This window comes from Commensalibacter melissae, from assembly GCF_003691365.1.
Classification (GTDB): Bacteria; Pseudomonadota; Alphaproteobacteria; order Acetobacterales; family Acetobacteraceae; genus Commensalibacter; species Commensalibacter melissae.
Window position 1 is genome coordinate 1,980,609 of record NZ_CP033087.1, and the last position, 20,806, is coordinate 2,001,414.

Annotated in this window: 17 protein-coding genes and 1 tRNA gene; 7 read left to right on the plus strand and 11 right to left on the minus strand. The window is 38.6% G+C overall.

The features are described 5' to 3' along the window. The first annotated feature begins 123 nt into the window (after positions 1-123). Complete coding sequence (locus tag D9V35_RS09010) at positions 124-2,055, plus strand: alpha/beta hydrolase family protein (protein ID WP_122124202.1); 1,932 nt, start codon at positions 124-126, stop codon at positions 2,053-2,055. 50 nt (positions 2,056-2,105) lie between these two features. On the opposite strand, the gene D9V35_RS09015 is transcribed toward D9V35_RS09010, so the two are convergent. From D9V35_RS09015 to dalD, 8 genes are all read right to left on the minus strand, one after another. Next, entirely contained in the window at positions 2,106-2,798 is a 693-nt protein-coding gene (locus tag D9V35_RS09015; RefSeq protein WP_122124203.1) for a pirin family protein, read from the minus strand. Between the two features lie 74 nt (positions 2,799-2,872). After that, positions 2,873-3,142 (minus strand): putative hemolysin, encoded by a 270-nt coding sequence (locus D9V35_RS09435; RefSeq protein ID WP_197037451.1) that lies wholly within the window; start codon positions 3,140-3,142, stop codon positions 2,873-2,875. 159 nt (positions 3,143-3,301) lie between these two features. Continuing rightward, positions 3,302-4,417, minus strand: a complete 1,116-nt coding sequence (nagA, locus tag D9V35_RS09025) for an N-acetylglucosamine-6-phosphate deacetylase (RefSeq protein ID WP_122124204.1) — start codon at positions 4,415-4,417, stop codon at positions 3,302-3,304. A gap of 2 nt (positions 4,418-4,419) precedes the next feature. Continuing rightward, a complete protein-coding gene (locus D9V35_RS09030) occupies positions 4,420-5,721 on the minus strand; it encodes a sugar MFS transporter (RefSeq protein ID WP_122124205.1) in 1,302 nt (433 codons plus the stop codon). 36 nt (positions 5,722-5,757) lie between these two features. Beyond that, a complete protein-coding gene (nagB, locus tag D9V35_RS09035) occupies positions 5,758-6,546 on the minus strand; it encodes a glucosamine-6-phosphate deaminase (protein ID WP_122124206.1) in 789 nt (262 codons plus the stop codon). Then, positions 6,546-7,439: a BadF/BadG/BcrA/BcrD ATPase family protein gene (locus D9V35_RS09040; RefSeq protein ID WP_122124207.1), complete on the minus strand. Its 894-nt coding sequence runs from the start codon at positions 7,437-7,439 to the stop codon at positions 6,546-6,548. The genes nagB and D9V35_RS09040 overlap by 1 nt, the downstream gene beginning before the upstream one ends. A gap of 142 nt (positions 7,440-7,581) precedes the next feature. Next, positions 7,582-8,484, minus strand: coding sequence for a glycosyltransferase family 2 protein (locus D9V35_RS09045; RefSeq protein ID WP_122124208.1), 903 nt, complete (start codon positions 8,482-8,484; stop codon positions 7,582-7,584). A gap of 99 nt (positions 8,485-8,583) precedes the next feature. After that, a complete protein-coding gene (gene dalD, locus D9V35_RS09050) occupies positions 8,584-9,960 on the minus strand; it encodes a D-arabinitol 4-dehydrogenase (protein ID WP_162988620.1) in 1,377 nt (458 codons plus the stop codon). Between the two features lie 278 nt (positions 9,961-10,238). Between dalD and D9V35_RS09055 the strand changes: the two genes are divergently transcribed. Next, positions 10,239-15,218, plus strand: a complete 4,980-nt coding sequence (locus D9V35_RS09055; protein ID WP_122124209.1) for a DEAD/DEAH box helicase — start codon at positions 10,239-10,241, stop codon at positions 15,216-15,218. A gap of 257 nt (positions 15,219-15,475) precedes the next feature. On the opposite strand, the gene D9V35_RS09060 is transcribed toward D9V35_RS09055, so the two are convergent. Together D9V35_RS09060 and D9V35_RS09065 are read right to left on the minus strand one after the other, a co-directional pair. Further along, positions 15,476-15,551, minus strand: a tRNA-Ala gene (locus tag D9V35_RS09060). Positions 15,552-15,767: 216 nt separating this feature from the next. Continuing rightward, positions 15,768-16,208: a carboxymuconolactone decarboxylase family protein gene (locus D9V35_RS09065; protein ID WP_110439215.1), complete on the minus strand. Its 441-nt coding sequence runs from the start codon at positions 16,206-16,208 to the stop codon at positions 15,768-15,770. A 468-nt stretch (positions 16,209-16,676) separates the two neighbouring features. On the opposite strand from D9V35_RS09065, the gene hemE reads away from it, so the two are divergent. Genes hemE through hemJ form a run of 3 tightly spaced genes read left to right on the plus strand, consistent with a single transcriptional unit; the run spans position 16,677 to position 18,942 of the window. Beyond that, complete coding sequence (gene hemE, locus D9V35_RS09070; protein WP_122124210.1) at positions 16,677-17,741, plus strand: uroporphyrinogen decarboxylase; 1,065 nt, start codon at positions 16,677-16,679, stop codon at positions 17,739-17,741. A gap of 14 nt (positions 17,742-17,755) precedes the next feature. Then, positions 17,756-18,490 carry an HAD family hydrolase gene (locus tag D9V35_RS09075; RefSeq protein WP_122124211.1) on the plus strand — a complete coding sequence of 245 codons (735 nt, stop codon included), beginning with the start codon at positions 17,756-17,758 and terminating at the stop codon, positions 18,488-18,490. Between the two features lie 2 nt (positions 18,491-18,492). After that, on the plus strand, positions 18,493-18,942 hold the full coding sequence (gene hemJ, locus D9V35_RS09080) for a protoporphyrinogen oxidase HemJ (protein WP_110439218.1): 450 nt from the start codon (positions 18,493-18,495) through the stop codon (positions 18,940-18,942). A 78-nt stretch (positions 18,943-19,020) separates the two neighbouring features. Here hemJ and D9V35_RS09085 read toward each other — a convergent pair whose 3' ends face one another. Beyond that, positions 19,021-19,800: a hypothetical protein gene (locus tag D9V35_RS09085; RefSeq protein WP_122124212.1), complete on the minus strand. Its 780-nt coding sequence runs from the start codon at positions 19,798-19,800 to the stop codon at positions 19,021-19,023. A 225-nt stretch (positions 19,801-20,025) separates the two neighbouring features. Between D9V35_RS09085 and D9V35_RS09090 the strand changes: the two genes are divergently transcribed. Both D9V35_RS09090 and D9V35_RS09095 read left to right on the plus strand, forming a co-directional pair. Next, on the plus strand, positions 20,026-20,298 hold the full coding sequence (locus D9V35_RS09090; RefSeq protein ID WP_110439220.1) for a hypothetical protein: 273 nt from the start codon (positions 20,026-20,028) through the stop codon (positions 20,296-20,298). 64 nt (positions 20,299-20,362) lie between these two features. Further along, a complete protein-coding gene (locus D9V35_RS09095) occupies positions 20,363-20,635 on the plus strand; it encodes a hypothetical protein (RefSeq protein WP_122124213.1) in 273 nt (90 codons plus the stop codon). Positions 20,636-20,806 lie beyond the last annotated feature (171 nt).

Sequence of the window (20,806 nt, forward strand, 5' to 3'; positions counted from 1 at the left end):
AACAAATTGTAAAATATAATCTAACAGTGTTTAAAATCCATATTGTTTCATTTCTAAAAATCTTACTATCTTTATGACCGATTCTAACCAATTAAGAAAGATTTAATTTTTATCGAGTTTGTTATGAATATGTTCAAAAAAAATGGCCCTTGTGGAAGTTGGCCCTCCCCTTTCACAACGGAAACTGTTGCAGGGAAGAACGTTATTTTTTCCGAATTACAAATAGATGAGGAAAACATATATTGGCTTGAAAGACGTCCACAGGAACAAAATAGAACCGTTCTTGTCCAATGGAATAAAAACAAGGGTATAAAAGATATAACCACACCATCATTTTCTGTTGGAAATAAGGTACATGAATATGGTGGAGGATCCTATAGAGTTCATAAAAACAGTATTGTTTTTAGCGATCTTTATACAGGTGGGATTTGGACTGTTTCACAAGATCGGCAGGCTACTTGTCTGTATCAGGACAAAGCCTTGCGTTTTGCCAGCTTTAACTTGATTGATAAACATGTTTTCTGTGTTTGTGAAGATCATTCAACAAATAATGTTAAAAACAGTCTTGTTCTATTTTCATTGGATAATCCAAATATAATGATAACACTGGATGAAAAGGCTGATTTTTATAGCACACCAACATTATCAAAGGATCAAGCGAAGCTCGCCTGGATTGAATGGTATCATCCTTTCATGCCATGGGAATCAACGTATTTATGTTGTGCAGATTTTGATATTAAGGATAAAGCGATTAAAAATAAAAGGATCTTGGCTGGTAATAAACAAATTGAATCTCTGATTGAACCAGGCTGGACAGAAAATAATCAGCTCTATGTTTGCAGTGACCGTGAAAATTGGTGGAATCTTTACCATGTAAATTTACACACTGACGAAGCTGATAACTTAAGAGCCATTACCCAGATGAATGCCGAAATTGGTAAACCACATTGGATTTTTGGCCAAAAAAACTGGTATCCGGCTTCAAATAATAATTTTGTTGTCCAGGCTATTCATCAGGGATTTCCTGAAACATTTGTCATAAGTCATAATAAAATCAAAAAAATCTCCCTAGATCAACCTGAATATTGTCCTGTTCCCATAAAAAATAATGAATTTGCCTGGATAAATTGCTCAACTTCCCGACCAACGGAAATCATTTACCAGGATAATCATCACAATAGACAGGTTATTCAAATATCAAGTCTAGTTCATATACACAAGGAAGACATTTCCCTTGGACATACTATATGTTTCCCAACACATGACCATCAACATGCTTATGGTTTTTTCTATCTACCAACCAATCGGTATTTTCAACCAAATAAAAATGAATTACCTCCCTTGATGGTCATTGCTCATGGTGGACCAACAGGTCAAACTGTTAACAGTTACAATCCAAAGATACAATTCTGGACCAGTCGAGGTTTCGCGGTTGTTGATGTTAATTATCGAGGATCTACGGGTTTTGGAAAAACCTACCGGAATGCATTACAAAAAAAATGGGGAATCCTGGATGTCCAGGATTGTATTGATGCCTGTAACTATCTGATCAAGCAACAAAAGGTTGACCCAAAAAAAATCGTCATAAAAGGCAGTAGCGCAGGAGGCTTTACCGTATTATCAGCCCTAGTCAAGTCCAAGATTTTTGCTGCAGGATCATGTTTATATGGTGTGGGGGATTTAACAGCCCTGGCTGAGGAAACACATAAATTTGAATCCAACTATTTAAATGGTCTTATCGGATCTTATCCAGAAGAAAAAGAGCTTTATCATGAACGCTCCCCTTTGACCCATATTCATCAAATTGCATGTCCCCTTATTCTTTTTCAAGGCCTTAAAGATATGGTGGTCCCTCCATCACAGGCAGAAAATATTATTAAAGTTTTAAAAAACAACCATATTCCCCATGCATATTATACATTTAAAGAAGAAGGACATGGATTTAAACAAGAGGCAACCGTAAAAAAAGTTCTTGAGCTGGAGCTGGCTTTTTTTGGTAAAATTCTTGGGTTTAAACCGGATAGTATTTCTGAAAAGGTAACATTACACACTTAGATAAAAAAGCAAATCCTTTTTTTGGATTTGTTTTAATGGGTTACAAACATTTACAATAATTCAAAAAGCAATATTTCAGCAGCTTTAACTGTTGTGATCTGAATATTTTCCTCATCAAAAACAGCAACGCCATCACTTGTTTGAATCAATTGTCCATTTACTCTCAATTCACCAGTAACAACTTGAATCCATACATTTCCGTATCTTTTTAAAATTGTATATTCATGATCTTCTTGTGCCTTAAATCGCCAACGCCAAAGATTCATGTCTTGGTAAATCTTTAGGGAATTTTCACGTGCGTCTGATGATAAAATGAGTTGTCTACCCTCAACCTCAGGAAAATATCTTGTTTCATACCGTGGCTTAATATTTGTTTCATTTGGTTTAATCCATATCTGATAAAAATGTAACGTTTCCTGATCAGAGGGATTATATTCTGAATGATGAATTCCGGTACCGGCACTCATGATCTGAAACTCGCCGGCTTTTACCCGTTCCCTAAAACCCATACTATCTTGATGTTCAATGGTTCCTTCCAATACATAGGAAAGAATTTCCATATTCTTGTGTGGGTGCTGACCAAACCCTTTACCCACCTGTACACGATCTTCATTAATTACCCTTAAATCTGAAAACCCCATAAAATCCGGATCATAGTAATTTGCAAACGAAAAACTGTGATAGGTTTCAAGCCAGCCATGGTTGGCATGCCCTCTTGCATTTGCCTTACGTACATAAATCATTCTATAAACTTTCAAATATTCAAGATAATGGAATCGATATTAATCAAGAATGTTTCATAAATACCATTGGTTTCCTAATTCTTAACGGAATGGTCTCTGCGAAATAATGTCCATTCCTCAATAACCTGTCCACCAGGTAAAAGACAATCATTATATTCTCCAAGATCATTTTGTCTTTTGATCAGCTTTCCCTTCAACTCTAGACAATAAACAGAGGCAGGATTGGGCATCCCTATTTTTTTGGAGGAAAATGAGGTTTTATGATTACTTTTATTGGCCGCCTGGCAATTGGACAGGGTAAAAACCGATAATAATATTCCAATATTAACAAAATATTTATTCAAGTTTTACCCCTTTTGAATGTATTTACTATTTTATAATACTATGTTTCAGATAATTTCAGAACAAATTATTTACCTCCATTCTCTCATCAAATATCAAATAAAAAAACCTAACCTCAAACAAGGTTAGGCTCCATATCAGAATTTAAACCCAATTTATAGCTAGACTCTTCTTTTGCCTGCAATCCAAACCTGTTCAACCTGCATATTGGCATTCATCACAACAAAATCTGCCCTTTTTCCAAGTGTGATCTCACCACGATCAGTCAATCCCTGATATTGGGCTGCATTTGTACTTACCAAACGTGTCGCTTCCGGTAGTGTTGCCCCATGAACCAAAGCGTTACGAAAGGCTTGATCAAGCGTTAGGACACTTCCTGCAAGATGTCCATTCATTCCCATCACACAACCATTTTTAATGATCACTTTCTGTCCACCCAATTCACTTTCACCCTCAGGCATTCCAGCTCCACGCATCGCATCTGTCACAAACAGCAAATGATCTGGTTTTTGACGATGTGCCAATCGAAAATTGACAGGATGAACATGATGGGTATCAAAAATCATCTCAGCGTATGCCTTATCATCATCTAATATGGCCCCAGCAAGGCCTGGAGCGCGTCCTTCAATCCCACCCATTGCATTAAATAAATGGGTTCCCCCTACAACACCATGATGTGTATAAGTTATTTGCAAAGCATGTTGGGCTTGGCTATAGCTGCATGCCGTATGTCCCAAACTGACACGAATTCCAGCCTTGGTTAATAAAGGAACAGCCTGTTCAATATATTCAACTTCAGGGGCAATGGTAATGACTCTGACAATATCCAAGTCTATCATTTCCTGAAGCACTTCTGCCTTTGGCATGATATTAAATGGAGGCTGGGCACCCAGTTTTTTGCTACTGATAAAAGGACCTTCCAAATGGGCACCTCGAATATCGGGAAGATCCGCCAATCCCTTTTGTCGCACCTCTTTAACTGCCCGAAGTGAATCAAGAATTTCTTTCCATGGCCGTGTTATGGTTGTTGGTAGAATGGTTGTCGTGCCATGATGCATATGAAATCTTGAAAGCTTTTCAATTGCTTCCGCACCATCCATTGTATCCGCGCCATCTCCACCATGAACATGACCATCAATAAAACCCGGCAGAATATAGTATTGTGGATCTTTATTGGATAAATTTCCAGCCTCTATATCAGAAATTATCTCACCAAAAGATATATTACCTGTAACAACCCGATCACGTAATACAATACGTCCTTGTAAATTGGTCATCCCTATGCACCCTCATTAATAATGACAGGTCGAGATGCTTTGCTTCTTTTCAGGTCAAAATAACCATAAATGCCATATAAACCCATAATCGTGTAACAAATAATGGCTATACTTGCAAAAACCGTTTGAAAATCAATAAATTTCGTATAATAACTGTAAATTTGCGGAATAACAGCACCTCCACAAATCCCCATTACCATTAAAGCTGCACCACTAGCTGTTCGTTCACCCAAACCACGTATGGCAATTGGAAAAATAGCGGGCCACATCATTGAATTGGCAAATCCCAATAGAGCGATAAAAGTAATTGAAATATATCCGGTGGTCAACCATGCACCAATAGCAAAAATAATGCCTAAAACATTGGATACAACCAGATAACTTTCTTGAGAAAGAATTTTAGGGGTAATAATAATTCCTGCAAAATAACCGGCCAACATTGCAGAAAGGGTAAAAGAAGAAAAAAACTTGGTAATATCGAGAGAAATATGAAAATCTGATCCATAAGTACCGATGGCACTTCCAGCCAAAACTTCCATACCTACATAGGTAAAGATACACAAAACACCAAACCATAAACGAGGAGAGGTAGGAATTCCTCCACTATTTCCTTTTTGCTGGCCATCATCTTCATTGTTGATTTCTGGTAAAGTCGAACGATAAATTCCAAAAGCAACCAAAAGCAAAATCAATGCCATTCCCATATATGGATAATAAACTTTATCAGCAAAAACAGATACAATTTGCGTTTTCTCACTAATGGATCTGGCGGCATCAATACGTTCCTGGATGCCACTGATATTTGTAACAAACATTCCAAAGATTACAGGGGCAAGAATACCAGCACCCTTATTGCAAATACCCATTATTGCCTGTCTTTGGGCACCTTTTTCAATAGGCCCCAAAATACTAACATAAGGATTTACAGCGGTTTGTAGACACGACAATCCAACCCCAATAATAAATAAACCTATTAAAACCCCAATATACCAATGAGATTTTATAAACTGGCCAAAAATTAATGCACCTATTGCCATGACAATTAATGCAATACACAAGCCATTTTTCATGCCTGTCTTTTTTAACACCCATGAGGCGGGAAGTGAAAAAACAAAAAAGGATATGTAAAAAGCAGATAAAACAAAAAAAGCATTGAAATCATCAAGCGAAAAAGCAACTTTTACAAAAGGGATTAGAGGGCTATTAATCCAAGTAAAAAATCCAATAACAAAAAAAAGAACACCTACAATAATAAGAGGTTTTGTCGTATTCTGAGGAACATTAGGCGATATCTGATTAGACATATATTTTCCTTTTATCCACGCCTTGAACTGTTATTTTTAACGATATTGGGCATATTCAGGTTCGTTTTGGAAAACCCAATCATAATATTGGCGACCTGACAATTGAGAGGCTGCCGCTTCATCAACCAGAATCCTACATGCAGAATGAAGCTGTAGTGCAGACGCACTAATCATCGAAGTGATAGGTCCCTCAACTGCCTTTGCCAGAATTGATGCTTTGCTTTCTCCTAAGGCAACCAATAGGATTGACCGCGCTTCCAAAATCGTGCCAACACCCATGGTCATTGCACGGCTGGGAACCTTTTCCGGATCTCCTCCAAACATTTCTGCATTTTGTCGACGTGTATGAGGGGTTAAGCTTTTATCCCTGGTTCGTGACATTAACGCGGACAAGGGTTCATTAAAACCAATATGACCGGTTTCACCAATACCTAATAATTGAAGATCTATTCCGCCCACTTTACGAATTTCTTCTTCATAGCGTTTACCTTCAGAATGCACATCCTGTGCCATACCGTTTGGAATATGTGTATTTTTCAAATCAATATTTACATGCCTGAATAAATGATAATCCATATAGCTACGATAAGAATTGAGGTCTTCTGCAGACAATCCAATATATTCATCTAGATTGAAAGAATGACATCCGGAAAAGTCCAGCCCTTCATTTTTATGCATCTGGACCAAAATTGCATAAATCCGTTCCATGGTTCGACCCGTTGCCAGTCCTAAAACAATCTTTTGTTTTTCTTTGATTTTCTGGGCAATAAAAGTTGCCGCCAACTGTGCTGTTTTCTCTGCATCTGGGCGAATAATAACTTCCATTAATGTACTTCCTTATTTTTATATGCTTGAAGCGCCAGATAATAGGCACCATCTAAAGATTGACCTTGAGCAGGAATAATATGTTCACGCACTTTTGGAGATAATCGAGATAAGAAAATATTCGCCAGTCCCCCTAATAAACACAAAGGAAGATCCGCATATTCATCTTTTAGTAATGCCAAAGCCAAATCAGATATAATTTCCGCTGCTTTATCCAAGAATAAACTTGCGTCAGAACATCCTGTTTCCGCTTGCTCAATCAGCCATGGAACCAAAGAACCAAATTTTTGTGGTTGCGCTCTTACTGCCCACAACATTGGATCCTCTCCCTGCCGCTTTAAATGGTTATATAATTTTCTGCTTAAATCGGTTTCTGGCTTACGTCCCTCTATACGTTGCAACATGTCAGATATCAATTGCAATCCCAGCCAGGCTCCACCTCCTTGATCATCCTGAGGAAAACCCCAGCCGCTTAATTTTTTATGTTTATCATTGAAAATGGCATAGGCCACTGTCCCTGTTCCAATGGCAATTACCGCGCCATTTTTACCTTTATGTGCACCTAGACATGATGTATGAGCATCTGTTTCAAAAATAAATTTTTCAAAACCTGTGCATAATTTCCTAAAATTTTCACGGGCAACAGGAACCTCTGCACCGGCCAGACCAGCACCTCCATATAAATTAACATCCTCTGGTGTAATATCCAATTGTTTTAAACTGTTATCCAGAGTTTCTTTAATAGAAAACCAGCTTTCTTGCGTGTTACTCGCAATATTCGCTGGCCCCCCTTTATTTTCTAATAAAAATTTTCCATCAGCTGTAAAAATTTGTATGATGGATTTAGTGGCTCCACCATCAATACTGATTAATAAATCTTGTTTTTTTTTCATAGTCACCCAATCTAGATTATTCGTCGATTAAGCAAATAAAAAATTTAACAAATAAAAAAAATTTATTTACTTTATAAGCACCTCATTTATTAATTAATTATTAACTTTTAAAATTCCAATAGAAGATAATAAATACGTTTCATTATTCTGGTTTAATTTTCCGATTTTCTTTACATCCATAAAGAATATAATGCTGAACAGGGTTAATACCTGCCGCTTTTACATCCGGATAGGTTTCCAGATAAAAATTCTGATCAAATTCACGAATAATGTCCCATTCTTTTAAATGAACTATTTGACTTTTATCTTTTAAATCATTCAGGAATTCCTGTTTTTGATTTCGTGAAAACCAAGGATACCGGAAAAGCGGCTCCTCTTTTAGGTCATTTAGCGTTTTTTCATTATTTCTTGCTTCTTCTGGGGAACCTGTTGAGGAAATGGGCATCAATTTTAATCCACTATCCATAACCGCATAAACGATGGAATTATCTTCCCTGATAATTCCCCCAAATCCAGATTTAACATATCTTGTTGAATAATCCGTATGTTCATGTCCATAACGCCCAAAACGGTTATCCATATAACCAACCAGGGGAAAAACCTCCCTGCTGACCGTGATACATGAACCCGCAATTAGTGGGGATATGCCCGGATTCTGCGCATTACAATCACCATAAAGCAATTTGTCCTTCCATTCAGGAACGACAAAGGTGACATGTCCATGAATTTGGGCTGCCTTTGCCCATTCCACATCCCAGCCATACATCGTTGGGAAAATATCATCATCCAGTAAAATAAACATATCGGCTTGCGTATAGTTGGCCAAGTAGTAAATCCCCCTGTTTTTGTTCCAAGCGATACCCTTGTTTTTTCCCGTAATGTAATTTATTTTTTCCCTGTTTAAAACATCAACCGTTTCATCTGTTGAACCATCGTCACATACAATCAGTTCATATTCATTCAAGGAAAACTTTTGGATCAGGCGTATTTGTTCTATTAAATATTCAATCCGGTTAAATGTAGTTATTGCAATACCAATTTTCATAAAATTATCAACTTCACAAAATTAAATTCATTAAAATAACCCTCAATTCTAATGTAATTGACACTCAACAGACTTTAATGCTGGTTAAGGGTTTCATAACTAATTATTAACTTTTTTCTGCCAATCTCTCAAATAATTAATTTTGTTGTGTAATAATTTTACAAATTCTGGTTTGCCTGCCAATTTCCCGAACAGCATTTTGTCTCCCGCATATTCCGCAACGGGGTCCCCTGCCTTGAACATTTCGTGAACAGCTTGCTGATCCATAATACCATCCTGATATTGATAGGGAATTAGATCCTTTACATAATTTTCCAGGAAAACAAAAAATAATGCCGGTAAAACGGCAGTTGCATCAGGTGTTTTACCCCGATCGTAACATTCGGTTAAGGTGGGTGTAATAAACCCCGGGATTTTGGAAAAACTGTCTGCAGCCACGCGTTGATTCGTATCTTTTATATACGGATTACTAAAACGATCCAATACAACATCCCTGTATCTGGCCAAATCAAGGGGACTTGGTGTCAGACAAGGGATAACGTCCTCTGTAACATAATTCCATGCCATTTTCCTGATCTCAGCATTGGCCACATCCTCATGAATAAAGGAGAGCCCTGCCAAGGTTCCCGCCCAAGCGACACAACTGTGACTTGAATTCAGGATACGAATTTTTGCCTCTTCCCATGGATCAACCGATTTTACCATTTCAACCCCGACTTTTTCAAGTTCGGGGCGACCATCGATAAAATGATCCTCGATAACCCATTGAATGAATGATTCTGCCATAACGGGGGCGGCATCCCTGAAATGCGTGGCCCCATATACCCGTTCCGGTAAATCGGCTGAGGGACGGGGGGTGATACGATCCACCATAGTATTTGGAGAGGAAGTGTTTTTCCTTACCCATTCCAGCAACTGGTCTTCCCGAGACAGTTTCAGAAATTCGATAAACCCGTTTCTGAAACGTTCCCCATTGTGACGTAAATTATCACAACTTAACAGGGTGACAGGTTGGCCACCCTTTCTAATTCTTTCCTTTAGAATTGCCTTTAAGGCACCATAAATCGTGCAGATTTCACCCTTGAGTTCAGACTGGATATCCCTGCTGCTCTTATCAAGCTGATGATTGGTATCCAGGTAATATCCACCTTCTGTAACGGTAAAAGCAATAATTTTTGTTTCAGGCCTGATCCCCTGTTCAACAAGGCCTTGCATTTTATCATCATAGGGCAGGATTTTTTGAATAGATGTGATTTTTTCATAATCCCGTTCACCTTTTGGGGTGACGGTTTCCAATATATACTGACCATCCTGTTTTGACAGGGCGTCCAACAACGGAGCCGTATCCTTGCGTATCCCCCCAGCCGCCACAATCCATTTTTCCCTGGTATTTTCCTGTAACAAACGATGAAGATACCATGCCTGATGGGCACGCTGAAAAGAACCAATACCAATATGCATCCATATATTTGTCATGATTGAACCCCTTGAGATAATTGTACCTATATTGCAGGATCATTGTGAATGAGATTATGTTCTGTATTAAAACATATTATATAACCAATTGAAATAATTAATAAATATTTTAAACAATGCGAATCATAATCAATTGACAAATTATTAATAAATTAATGATTTATCAAAATAATTTGATGAAGTGGAACGATATTTAACAACAATGTTATTTCAAAAAGATAAGCAAATTTAATAATTTGAATTATTTGTTAATTTCTTTTTAGTATTCATCATTTAAAATGACCTCGACATTACAGAGTTTACTGGAACAATTCCGTCATGCAACGCAAACGGAACGGGATAAAGGAACCAGTTTTGAAAACCTGATGATCAAGTATTTTAAAACTGAACCGGCTTATAAAAATAAATACAAGGATATTTTACCCTATTCTGACTGGGTGTCCTGTTATGGAAAGCTCCTGAACATCACAGATAAAAAGGACACGGGTATTGATTTGGTCGGGGTCACTTTGAATAATGAACTTCATGCCTTTCAATGCAAAAACTATGATCCGGACAGGACAATCAGCAAAAATGACATAGACAGCTTCTTTACCGCTTCGGGCAAGAAATATTTTACCTATCGCTATATCATATCCACGACTGACAAATGGACAGAAAATGCTGAAAATGCCCTGGAAAACCAGAATCCCCCGGTCAGCAAGATCGATCTGCATCACTTGGAACAGAGTGTTATTGACTGGTCAAAATACTTGCATGAAGAAAAACCGGTTTTAAAACCCAAGAAAAAGCTGCTTGATCATCAGGCGTCCGCCCTGGAAGCCGTGCAACACGGCCTGAAAACCGCGGATCGCGGCAAACTGATCATGGCATGTGGTACAGGAAAAACATTTACCTCGCTAAAAATTGCCGAGACCATGGCAGGTAAGGGGAAAACCGTATTATTTCTGGTTCCAAGCCTTTCCCTGCTCAGTCAGAGCCTTACAGAATGGACGCAAGAGAGTGCCATTGAAATAAACAGTTTCGCGGTATGTTCAGACAGTGATGTAGGCAAGAAACATGCCAGGGAGGATGACCGTGTCATTGCGGGAATCAGTGATTTGCAATATCCGGCAACAACCCATGCCGAAAGTTTGAAAAAAGCGTTTCACGTGGCCCTTGATAATAATCCCGAAGCCATGACGGTCATTTTTTCAACCTATCATTCCATCGAGGTTCTTAACCAGGCGCAACAGGGTGAAAACGCCATTCCGGCATTCGATCTGGTCATCTGTGATGAAGCGCACCGTACGACGGGTGCAACCTATGAGGGGGATGATGAATCCGCATTTGTCAGAATTCATGACAATGAATATATTCTTGGAAAAAAACGTTTATACATGACCGCAACCCCCCGGATTTATGCCGAAGCCAGCAAGAAAAAGGCCAAGGATGAATCTATTGTCGTCTATTCAATGGATGATCCGGCTATCTATGGTGAGGATTTATATGTCATCACATTTTCCCAGGCCGTATCACGAAACTTGCTGGTTGATTACAAAGTCATCGTTCTGGCCGTGGAGGAAAGCCACATCAACAGACGCCTGCAAGAATTGCTGAAGGATCAGGATAATGCATTGAAGGTTGATGATGCGGCAAAAATCGTTGGTTGCTGGAAAGCCCTGTCTAAACAGGGGCTGTATGAAAATCTCGATAATTCGGCGGATCCCATGCAACGCGCCGTTGCCTTTTGCCAGGTCATTGAGGCAACCTATAAAGGCAGGACACACAAAGTCAGTTCCAAACTAATCGCCGAGATGTTTGGCAAGGTTGTTGAACAATATCAACATCACGAAACCGAAGAACGTTCAAAAGAAAATCCTGACGCACTTCCGGACAGGGCCTTGAGCATGACTTGCGAGGCAGAACATATTGATGGGGGAATGAACGCGGGGGAAAAGGAAACGAAACTGGAATGGCTGAAATCCGAAATACCAGAAAATACCTGTCGCATACTGTCAAATGTCCGGTGCCTGTCCGAAGGGGTAGATGTTCCGGCACTGGATGCCGTTCTTTTCCTGACAGCCCGTTCATCCCAGGTGGACGTGGTTCAATCCGTCGGTCGGGTTATGCGCAAGGCCCCCGGGAAAAAATTGGGATATGTCATACTGCCCATTGTCATACCGGCAGGCATTGAGCCTGAAAAGGCACTGGATGACAATCAGACCTATCGTGTTGTATGGCAGGTTCTTAATGCCCTCCGTTCCCATGATGACCGTTTTGACGCAACCATCAACAAGCTGGAATTCAATGGAAAGGCCCCCTCAAGAATAGAGGTGATCGCTGTTGCCGACAAGATCGGCCCCAAAAGACAAAAGCAAACCAGATCTCAGGAATTAGTGGCAAGGGCGAGGAAAAGCCATATTATTGGCCAGGCTTCCCAATCCGCATCGAACCGGCAGGGAGACCTGGTCTTCGAGGTTGGGGAAATTGAACGGGCCCTCTATGCCAAAATCGTTAAAAAATGTGGAAACCGGCATCACTGGGAGGACTGGGCAAATGATGTCGCCAAAATTGCCCAAACCCATATCGATCGCATCCAGCACATTCTGGACAACCCGAAAAATCATCAGGCCATTCATCTTTTCAACGAATTTGCCAAAGAGTTGCGGGACGATATCAACCAAAATCTCGATGATCAAGAAATCATTGAAATGCTGGCCCAGCATATGGTCACAAAACCTGTCTTTGACGCCCTGTTCGGACATTACCGGTTTACCGAGCACAATCCCATCTCAAAGGGAATGCAGAAAATCCTTGAACAGCTGGACAGGGAAAAACTGGACAAGGAACGTGCAACCCTGCAGTCCTTTTACGAATCCGTAAAAATGCGTGCCACGGGCATTGACAGCGTACAGGGCAGACAGCGCGTCATCATCGAGCTATATGACAAATTCTTTCGCAATGCCTTTCCTCGCATGACCGAAAGATTGGGAATTGTCTATACACCGGTTGAGGTGGTGGATTTCATCATCCACAGCATCGAGCATGTCCTGAAAACCGAATTTGGCAGCAGTCTCGCCGAACCCAATGTCCATATTCTTGACCCATTCACAGGTACCGGAACCTTCATCACAAGGATGCTGCAAAGCGGCATTATCACAAAGGACAAACTACCCCACAAATATAAACGTGAAATCCATGCCAATGAGATTGTCCTGCTGGCCTATTATATCGCCACGATCAATATTGAATCAACCTATCACAGTATAATGACGCAACAAAACGATACTGGCAAAACAGAAAAGGAGGAAGGGGAATATACATCCTTTGCCGGAATCTGTCTGACCGACACGTTCGGAATGGCGAAAGGCAGGCAAAAGGATATCGGAAAGGATATCCTGCTAAGGGAAAACAATGAACGGGTTTCTCGCCAGCAGGCCCTTGACATTCAGGTTATCATGAGCAATCCACCCTATTCCGCGGGGCAGGAATCCGCCAATGACAATAATGCCAATCTTTCCTATCCAGACCTGGATGAAAGAATTGACGAAACCTATGCCAAATATTCAACGGCAACCTATAAAAACGCGTTGTATGACAGTTACGTAAGAGCCATCCGCTGGGCATCGGATCGAATCAGGGAATGCGGTGTTCTCGGTTTTGTCAGCAATGCCAGCTTTATCGACAGCAACACTTGTGATGGTTTGAGAAAATGTCTGGCTGAAGAATTCACCAGCCTTTATATTTTTCATTTACGCGGCAATACAAGAACTGCAGGTGAAACAGCACGAAAAGAAGGAGGACAAATTTTTGGTTCAGGCAGTCGTGCCCCCATTGCCATTTCAATTCTGGTTAAAAACCCCAATCAAAACCAGAGGGGACAAATATATTTCCATGATATTGGAGATTACCTCACCCGTCAGCAAAAACTGGAAACAATACGGAAATTCGGCAATATCGATGGAATCACCCGACACAACGGCTGGAGCAATATTGTTCCTGACCGGTTCAATGACTGGATCAATCAGCGCGATCCAGATTTCAATGCCTATATCTCCATGGGTGATAAAAAGGATAGGCAGACAATAAGCATATTTGACAACTATTCTCGTGGCGTTGCAACAAGTAGAGATGCCTGGGCTTATAATGCCTCATCCAAAAAATTGATTGCCAATATCCAAAAATCCATTCAGTTCTACAATGACGAGGTTGATCGCTATCTTGCCCAACCCCAATCCACCAAAATTATAAAGGCTGAAGATTTCGTCATTTTTGATTCAACCAGGTTTTCATGGGATTTTGCCAATAAACAAGATTTAACTAAAGGAAAAAAATATCAGTTCAATGCTTCCTCCCTGTATAAATCCCTATATCGTCCTTTCACGAAATCTTACTTGTATTTTAACAAAGATTTAAATAATCGACGTTATCAAATGCCACGAATTTTTCCAACTGCACAGACTGATAATCGAGTTATTTGTGTTACAGGTCGCGGATCAACCAAAGAATTTTCTTGTATGATTACCAATAAGATTCCTGATCTTGAAATGATTTCTAAAGGTCAGTGTTTTCCCCTATATCTCTACGACATTTCCCTCCGTGAAAATGATTTGTTGGAAAAGGAAACACCCAAAAGACGGGACGCCATCACCAATGATGCCCTAAAACATTTTCAGGCCGCCTATCCCGATCATGCCATCACCAGGGAGGATATTTTCTATTACATTTACGGCCTGCTTCACAGTGAAGATTACCGCAGCCGTTATGAGGACAATCTGACCAAGGAACTTCCCCGTATTCCCCGTGTCAAGTCATTTGATGATTTTACCGCCTTCACACAGGCGGGACGCATGCTTGCCGACCTGCACCTGAATTATGAAACTGTTGACTGTTACACCGGGGTTGAAATTGATGGGTTAACCCTTACCCCATCAGGAATTGTCGGGGGGAAAGACCTTGAATTTCACGTTACCAAAATGAGATTTCCCCAAAGAAACCAAAAAACGGAAGTCATTTACAATGACTGTTTCACCATCAGAAACATACCTGAGGAGGCCTATGACTATATCGTAAATGGAAAATCGGCCCTGGAATGGGTTATGGAACGCCAATCCGTTACAACAGACAAAAAAACAGGCATTACCAATGATGCCAACGACTGGGCCATTGAAACCATGCATGATCCAAAATATCCGCTTGAACTCTTTCTTCGTGTCATCACTGTCAGTCTGGCAACAAGTAAAATTGTCAATGCCTTGCCTAAACTGAAACTGTAACAGTCAACAGAAATGATATTCAAGGAACTATCCTCATATATCATTCCGAAACCAATTGTTATAAAGACAGAATATTATCGTTGAAACTTGTCTCTTAAGAAAGCGAATTTAATAATTCAAAATATTGTACCCATTTTTGTAACCACTTTTTATCGCATAATCTGTCATGAACTGGCAAGAACATGATAGGAAAAAAATGATTTTTTTGGGAAAAACAAGGTATCTGTCAGGAATTGGCAATATCCAACCCGTTTAAATGGTGGAGCCAAGGGGAATCGAACCCCTGACCTTCTGAATGCCATTCAGACGCTCTCCCAACTGAGCTATGGCCCCTTTTGAAAAAAATATATAACGGTTAAACCTGTAGATGGCAAGTTAAAAATGGTAACTTTTAATTTTTATCAAATGATGAAAAATTCAGACAATATTCCGGCTTTCTTTGATTAATCTCCACTTCAGGAAAGATATTCAAAACAAAATCCGAAAATATCTATCATCCGAACAGCAATTATTGATTGAACCAACAACAAACATCCCGGATTTCATCAATTATTCAGGTTTGGTCGCAAAAGCGATCGCGAAACGGTTCCAGGCATTGATAACATTAATGGTAACCGTCAACTCGACAATTTCCTGATCATCAAAATGTTTTCTGACCTGACTGTAAATTTCATCAGGGGCATGTTTTTCCGATACAAGCGTCAGTGTTTCCGTCCATAATAAGGCTGCCTGTTCCCGTTCATTGAAATAGGATGTCTCCCGCCAGGCACTGAGGGTCAAGATCCGTTTCAAATCCTCGCCTGCAGCTAGGGCATCCCTGGTATGCATATCAATACAGAAAGCGCAGCCATTAATCTGGGAAGCCCTTATCTTTACCAATTCCCTCAATGAAACGGGAAGAATTGACTTTTTTGAAGCCTCTTCCAAATTCCACATGGCCTTCATCATTTCAGGAGCGGCCTTAAAATAATTCAGTCGTTTTTCTACCATCTCAAATTCCCTTTCTAAAATAAATTTTGGTTTCCCATAATAAAAAATACCTATTATAAGATGTATTTACAATGAATTTTATTCTCGGTTTTTCCAAATCGATTCCGACAATTTTTCATCTGATTTTATAATTGGGGTACAATGAGGTACATGGGGATTAAATTTCAAGAAAAACAGTCAGGTACTGAGTACCGGGGATTGTACCCTTTTTTATTTTTCAGTGAGTTGTACACAGGTTTGGTTTAACAATATCTGGATAACCTAAATTTATTAAATAAATTCAACCTATTAAAAACTGTACACTTTGTTGGAAAAATGGGGTACATTTTTTAAATAACGGGTACCACAGTACTAACAGGATTTATAAACAAACATTAAAAAATTTAAATTTTCTTTTTATTTTAAAGGACATGAAAAAGAAAAAAAATTTTGATACTGTTTTATCAAGACGAAAAAGAAAGAATATGAATGTTAAAATCTGAAAAAAAATTGATGAAAGTTCTGAAAGGGGAAAAAATATGGCCACCCCCTTTATGGATGATGCGACAGGCAGGAAGATTTTTACCTGAATTTCGAAAATTAAGGGAACAGGCTGATTTTCTTACACGTTGTCTGACACCTGATCTTGCCATTGAAATAACATTGCAACCCATAAGACGTTTTGCTTTTGACACCGCCATCCTTTTTTCAGATATTTTAATCCTGCCATGGGCGATGGGACAAAAATTACAGTTTGTTGAAGGAAAAGGCCCCATTTTACACCCTATTCATTCGGAGGAGGATCTTAAAAAACTTCATCCGGAACAGATTGATGAAAAAATTGAACCGGTCCTGATCACCCTGCAAAATCTGAATAAATTGCTTAATAATGGTGAATCGATTGGAAAAGCCTCACCTGGATCGGTAACCCTGATGGGATTTACAGGATCGCCTTTTACAGTTGCCTGTTACATGGTTGAAGGTAAATCCTCGAAAGATTTTTCAACTGTGTTTAAAATGATTTATCAAAATCCTGACTTGTTTGATAAGATCATTGATCTTCTTGCAGAAACAACAGCAACCTATCTTTGTCATCAAGTAAGGGCCGGTGCCGAAGCCATTATGCTTTTTGACAGTTGGGCAGGTCTGCTCCCTTCAACCCTGTTTCAGCGTTATGTCATTGATCCCACCCGACAAATCATTGACAGAATCAGACAGGTCTATCCTCTGGTCCCGATTATCGGTTTTCCGCGGTTGGCCGGGGCACAACTGCTAACCTATATTGAACGGACAGGTTTAAATACGGTTGGAGTGGATCAATATAACGATATATCCTTTTTAAACCGTCAGGTATCCCCCACAGTTGGATTTCAGGGTAATCTTGATCCCTTGTGTCTGTTATATGGCGGGAACATGCTTCAGAAGGAAATTCATCGCTTATGTAATGAATTGAAAAACAGGCCGCATATTTTTAATCTAGGTCATGGAATATTACCTGCAACCCCTATTGAACATGTCGAAGAATTGGTTAACACTGTACATAATTTGAAATAATTGGGAGATTGGGAATGGACGATAGAATAAAACAGGTCATTCAACAGGCACCGCAGGCAGTTCATACTAATGGATCTTTAAAACTGGTTATTTTTGATTGCGATGGTGTTCTGGTTGAAAGTGAGCATATTGTCGCAGAAATTATGGGAAAGGAAGCTCGTCAATATGGATGGAACATAACCGATAAACAGGCCCGTGAAGAATTTACCGGGGTGCAAATGGTGGATATCGGAAAAAAGATAGCCAAGCATGCAAAAAGGAATTTACCGGATAACTGGGCTGAGGAAGCACATAAAAAGGTTGTCGAGGGCATGTTCGGCAATGTGGAAAAAATTCCTGGCGTTGAATCAATTCTGCAAACCCTACATGATTTGAAAATACCTTATCGTGTCGGTTCGAATTCCTCACAGGAGGAAATGAAAACAAAATTTGAGAAAACCGGATTGATGAAGTGGTTTCCCAAGGATCGTATTCATTCTGCTTATGAGGTTAGAAATTCAAAGCCTTTTCCTGACCTTTATTTGTATGCTGCTGAAAAAGAGGAGGTTAACCCTGATGAATGTCTGGTTATCGAGGATTCTGATACAGGTTTAAAAGCTGCTTATGATGCGGGGATGGCCTGTATGTTATTGAGGGATTTAAATAAAGCAGCACCAAATTATAAAGGGGTCATCCGTGTTGATTCTCTTCAGAAAGCTACTGATATCATAAAGGAAATTGTTCAATCTCAGCATAACAGGGAACATTAGTAATGATGTCCTCTCTATTGCCTTATGTCCTGTGGATAAAAGCTTTGCATGTCATTTCAGTTATTGCCTGGATGGCAGGTCAGTTTTACTTGCCCCGGTTATTTGTCTATCATTGTCAGGTAAACAAAGAAACAGATGAAAATGAAAGATTTAAAATAATGGAGTATAAATTGCTTCGTTATATTATTAATCCTGCAATGATGGCGGCTTTTTTATTTGGAATTTTATTGGCCTTGACTCCTGGGATCATTGATTGGCATGCAAAATGGTGGGTGGTTAAGCTGGTGGCTTTATTGATCTTAACAGGATATCATGGGTTTTGTTCACGTTGGCGTCGGCAATTTGCTGCAAATAACAATCATCATTCTGAAAAATTTTATCGCTGGATGAATGAGATTCCTACAATATTAATGATTATTATTGTTATCATGGTTATTGTGCAGCCTTTTTAATATTTTAAAAATATTCATAATTACAGCAATTGTTACAATTTATATTTGTAACAATTGCTGTTCATACAGGATCAGTCCTTAATCGTTATCTTTCTGGGAAGCGTTACAACTGACCCATTGATAGGATTTTGGAGAGGATTTGTTATAGGATAACATGAACTGATTTTTTTCTTTTTGACAGATATTGTTTTGTTTTAGCAAACCAAGAACAGTTGAATATTCTTTCTCGCAGGTTTCCCTATCATTTTTTTCCTCTTTGCATTTTCTAGCCAGTGCAGCCTGTTGTCTGAATAAGGGATATAGATCTGGAGGAACGATATTGGGTATATCCATTGTCGTGAATTCGTCAATATTTGAGGAAAATGGAGGGGGAAGAATAATGTAATGATCTTTGGCGAAATTCTCCATTTCATTTATTGCCTTATTGATTCCTGCCAAGGGAATGGTATAATTTTTTTGTTCATCAACAATTAATGTGAATATTTTTTGTTGTTTCAGATTATTGATAAATTGAACGGTACTAATAGGTTCTAGGACAGTTTTGTAAGTGCCTGTTTCCTCTTTCTTTAATTCACAGGTAAAATCACCAACATCTAGTTCAATAACTGGTTGATTACTCCGTAATTTGTTAAGGGTAATGGAAATTCTTAATGAATAGCTGTAAGGATGCAATTTTATTGTAAGATCATTATTCTGCCCGGTGGAAGTTAACCAGGTTCGAGTGTAATTTTTGGTTAGCGACCAGTTTTCATAATGATCTTCTTGAATAAAAAAAGGATCCTTTGCATTGGTTTTTGCAATGAAGCTATTGCAAATAATCATAAGAAATATAAAAATGTATAAAAATTTTTTTAACATAGAATTTCCTTTAAAAAATAACAAAAAGAATGAAATATATCAGGATTTTAATAATATTAAAAAAAATATAGAGTAATTAATCTTTATATTTTAAAAAATATTTGTTAATTAAAGTTATTATTGTAATATAAATTAATGTTATTAATTGTTTTTTCTTTCCTTCGTAAATATATAAAGGTGAATACTACGATACAATTCTAAACTTATTATTGAGAAAGTTGCAAAATGACCAATACACGAATTCCCACATATTTACATATTGTAAGCACAATCGGAATTCTTACGGCATGTTTTATGTATGTATCTTATATTCCTCAAATTATCAATAATCTTAATGGTCATCCAACTCCACCTTATCAGCCCGCTGTGGCTGCCGTAAACTGTATACTGTGGGTATGGTATGCTGTACGTGTCAAAAACTGGCCCGTAGCGATCGCGAATGCTCCTGGAATTTTATTTGGAATTATCGCTGCGATTACTGCATTGTTTTATCAATAAAATAATTTTTCGAACTAATTTTCGTAATAGAAAACTTGCAATAATTCTAAGGTAAAGAACAAAAATGTTAGAAAAAGATCAAATTCCCAAATACATTCATATTGTGGGTTGGATAGCCACCATAACGGCATGTTGTATGTATGTTTCATATGTTTTTCAGATTATTGATAATCTTCATGGTCAAATTACACCTCCCTATCAACCGGCTGTGGCTGCTGTAAATGGTGTATTATGGGTTTGGTACGCTGTTAAAATCAAAGACTGGCCCGTGGCAATCTCAAACGCTCCAGGTATTGTTTTTGGTGCGATTGCTTGTATAACCGCAATACAATTCTGATTATCACATGAATTCTTGATTATATTGCTTTGTATATCTATTAAACAGCAAAGCAATATAACGTTTAAATATTAAAATTATTATAAAAAAGTATTGGTAAATATATGTGGAAAATTAAGAAAGTAAATCTATAATAACAATAAATTGAATTGATAATAATTATAAATATTA

Excerpts from the sequence above, each read along its gene's own strand:
- D9V35_RS09015 (WP_122124203.1), bottom strand. The coding sequence starts at position 2,798 with ATGATTTATGTACGTAAGGCAAATGCAAGAGGGCATGCCAACCATGGC.
- D9V35_RS09085 (WP_122124212.1), bottom strand. The coding sequence starts at position 19,800 with ATGTTAAAAAAATTTTTATACATTTTTATATTTCTTATGATTATTTGC.
- D9V35_RS09075 (WP_122124211.1), top strand. The coding sequence starts at position 17,756 with ATGGACGATAGAATAAAACAGGTCATTCAACAGGCACCGCAGGCAGTT.
- hemE (WP_122124210.1), top strand. The coding sequence starts at position 16,677 with ATGTTAAAATCTGAAAAAAAATTGATGAAAGTTCTGAAAGGGGAAAAA.
- hemJ (WP_110439218.1), top strand. The coding sequence starts at position 18,493 with ATGATGTCCTCTCTATTGCCTTATGTCCTGTGGATAAAAGCTTTGCAT.
- D9V35_RS09040 (WP_122124207.1), bottom strand. The coding sequence starts at position 7,439 with ATGAAAAAAAAACAAGATTTATTAATCAGTATTGATGGTGGAGCCACT.
- D9V35_RS09045 (WP_122124208.1), bottom strand. The coding sequence starts at position 8,484 with ATGAAAATTGGTATTGCAATAACTACATTTAACCGGATTGAATATTTA.
- D9V35_RS09055 (WP_122124209.1), top strand. The coding sequence starts at position 10,239 with ATGACCTCGACATTACAGAGTTTACTGGAACAATTCCGTCATGCAACG.
- D9V35_RS09090 (WP_110439220.1), top strand. The coding sequence starts at position 20,026 with ATGACCAATACACGAATTCCCACATATTTACATATTGTAAGCACAATC.
- D9V35_RS09065 (WP_110439215.1), bottom strand. The coding sequence starts at position 16,208 with ATGGTAGAAAAACGACTGAATTATTTTAAGGCCGCTCCTGAAATGATG.
- D9V35_RS09010 (WP_122124202.1), top strand. The coding sequence starts at position 124 with ATGAATATGTTCAAAAAAAATGGCCCTTGTGGAAGTTGGCCCTCCCCT.
- nagA (WP_122124204.1), bottom strand. The coding sequence starts at position 4,417 with ATGACCAATTTACAAGGACGTATTGTATTACGTGATCGGGTTGTTACA.
- nagB (WP_122124206.1), bottom strand. The coding sequence starts at position 6,546 with ATGGAAGTTATTATTCGCCCAGATGCAGAGAAAACAGCACAGTTGGCG.
- D9V35_RS09095 (WP_122124213.1), top strand. The coding sequence starts at position 20,363 with ATGTTAGAAAAAGATCAAATTCCCAAATACATTCATATTGTGGGTTGG.
- D9V35_RS09030 (WP_122124205.1), bottom strand. The coding sequence starts at position 5,721 with ATGTCTAATCAGATATCGCCTAATGTTCCTCAGAATACGACAAAACCT.
- dalD (WP_162988620.1), bottom strand. The coding sequence starts at position 9,960 with ATGACAAATATATGGATGCATATTGGTATTGGTTCTTTTCAGCGTGCC.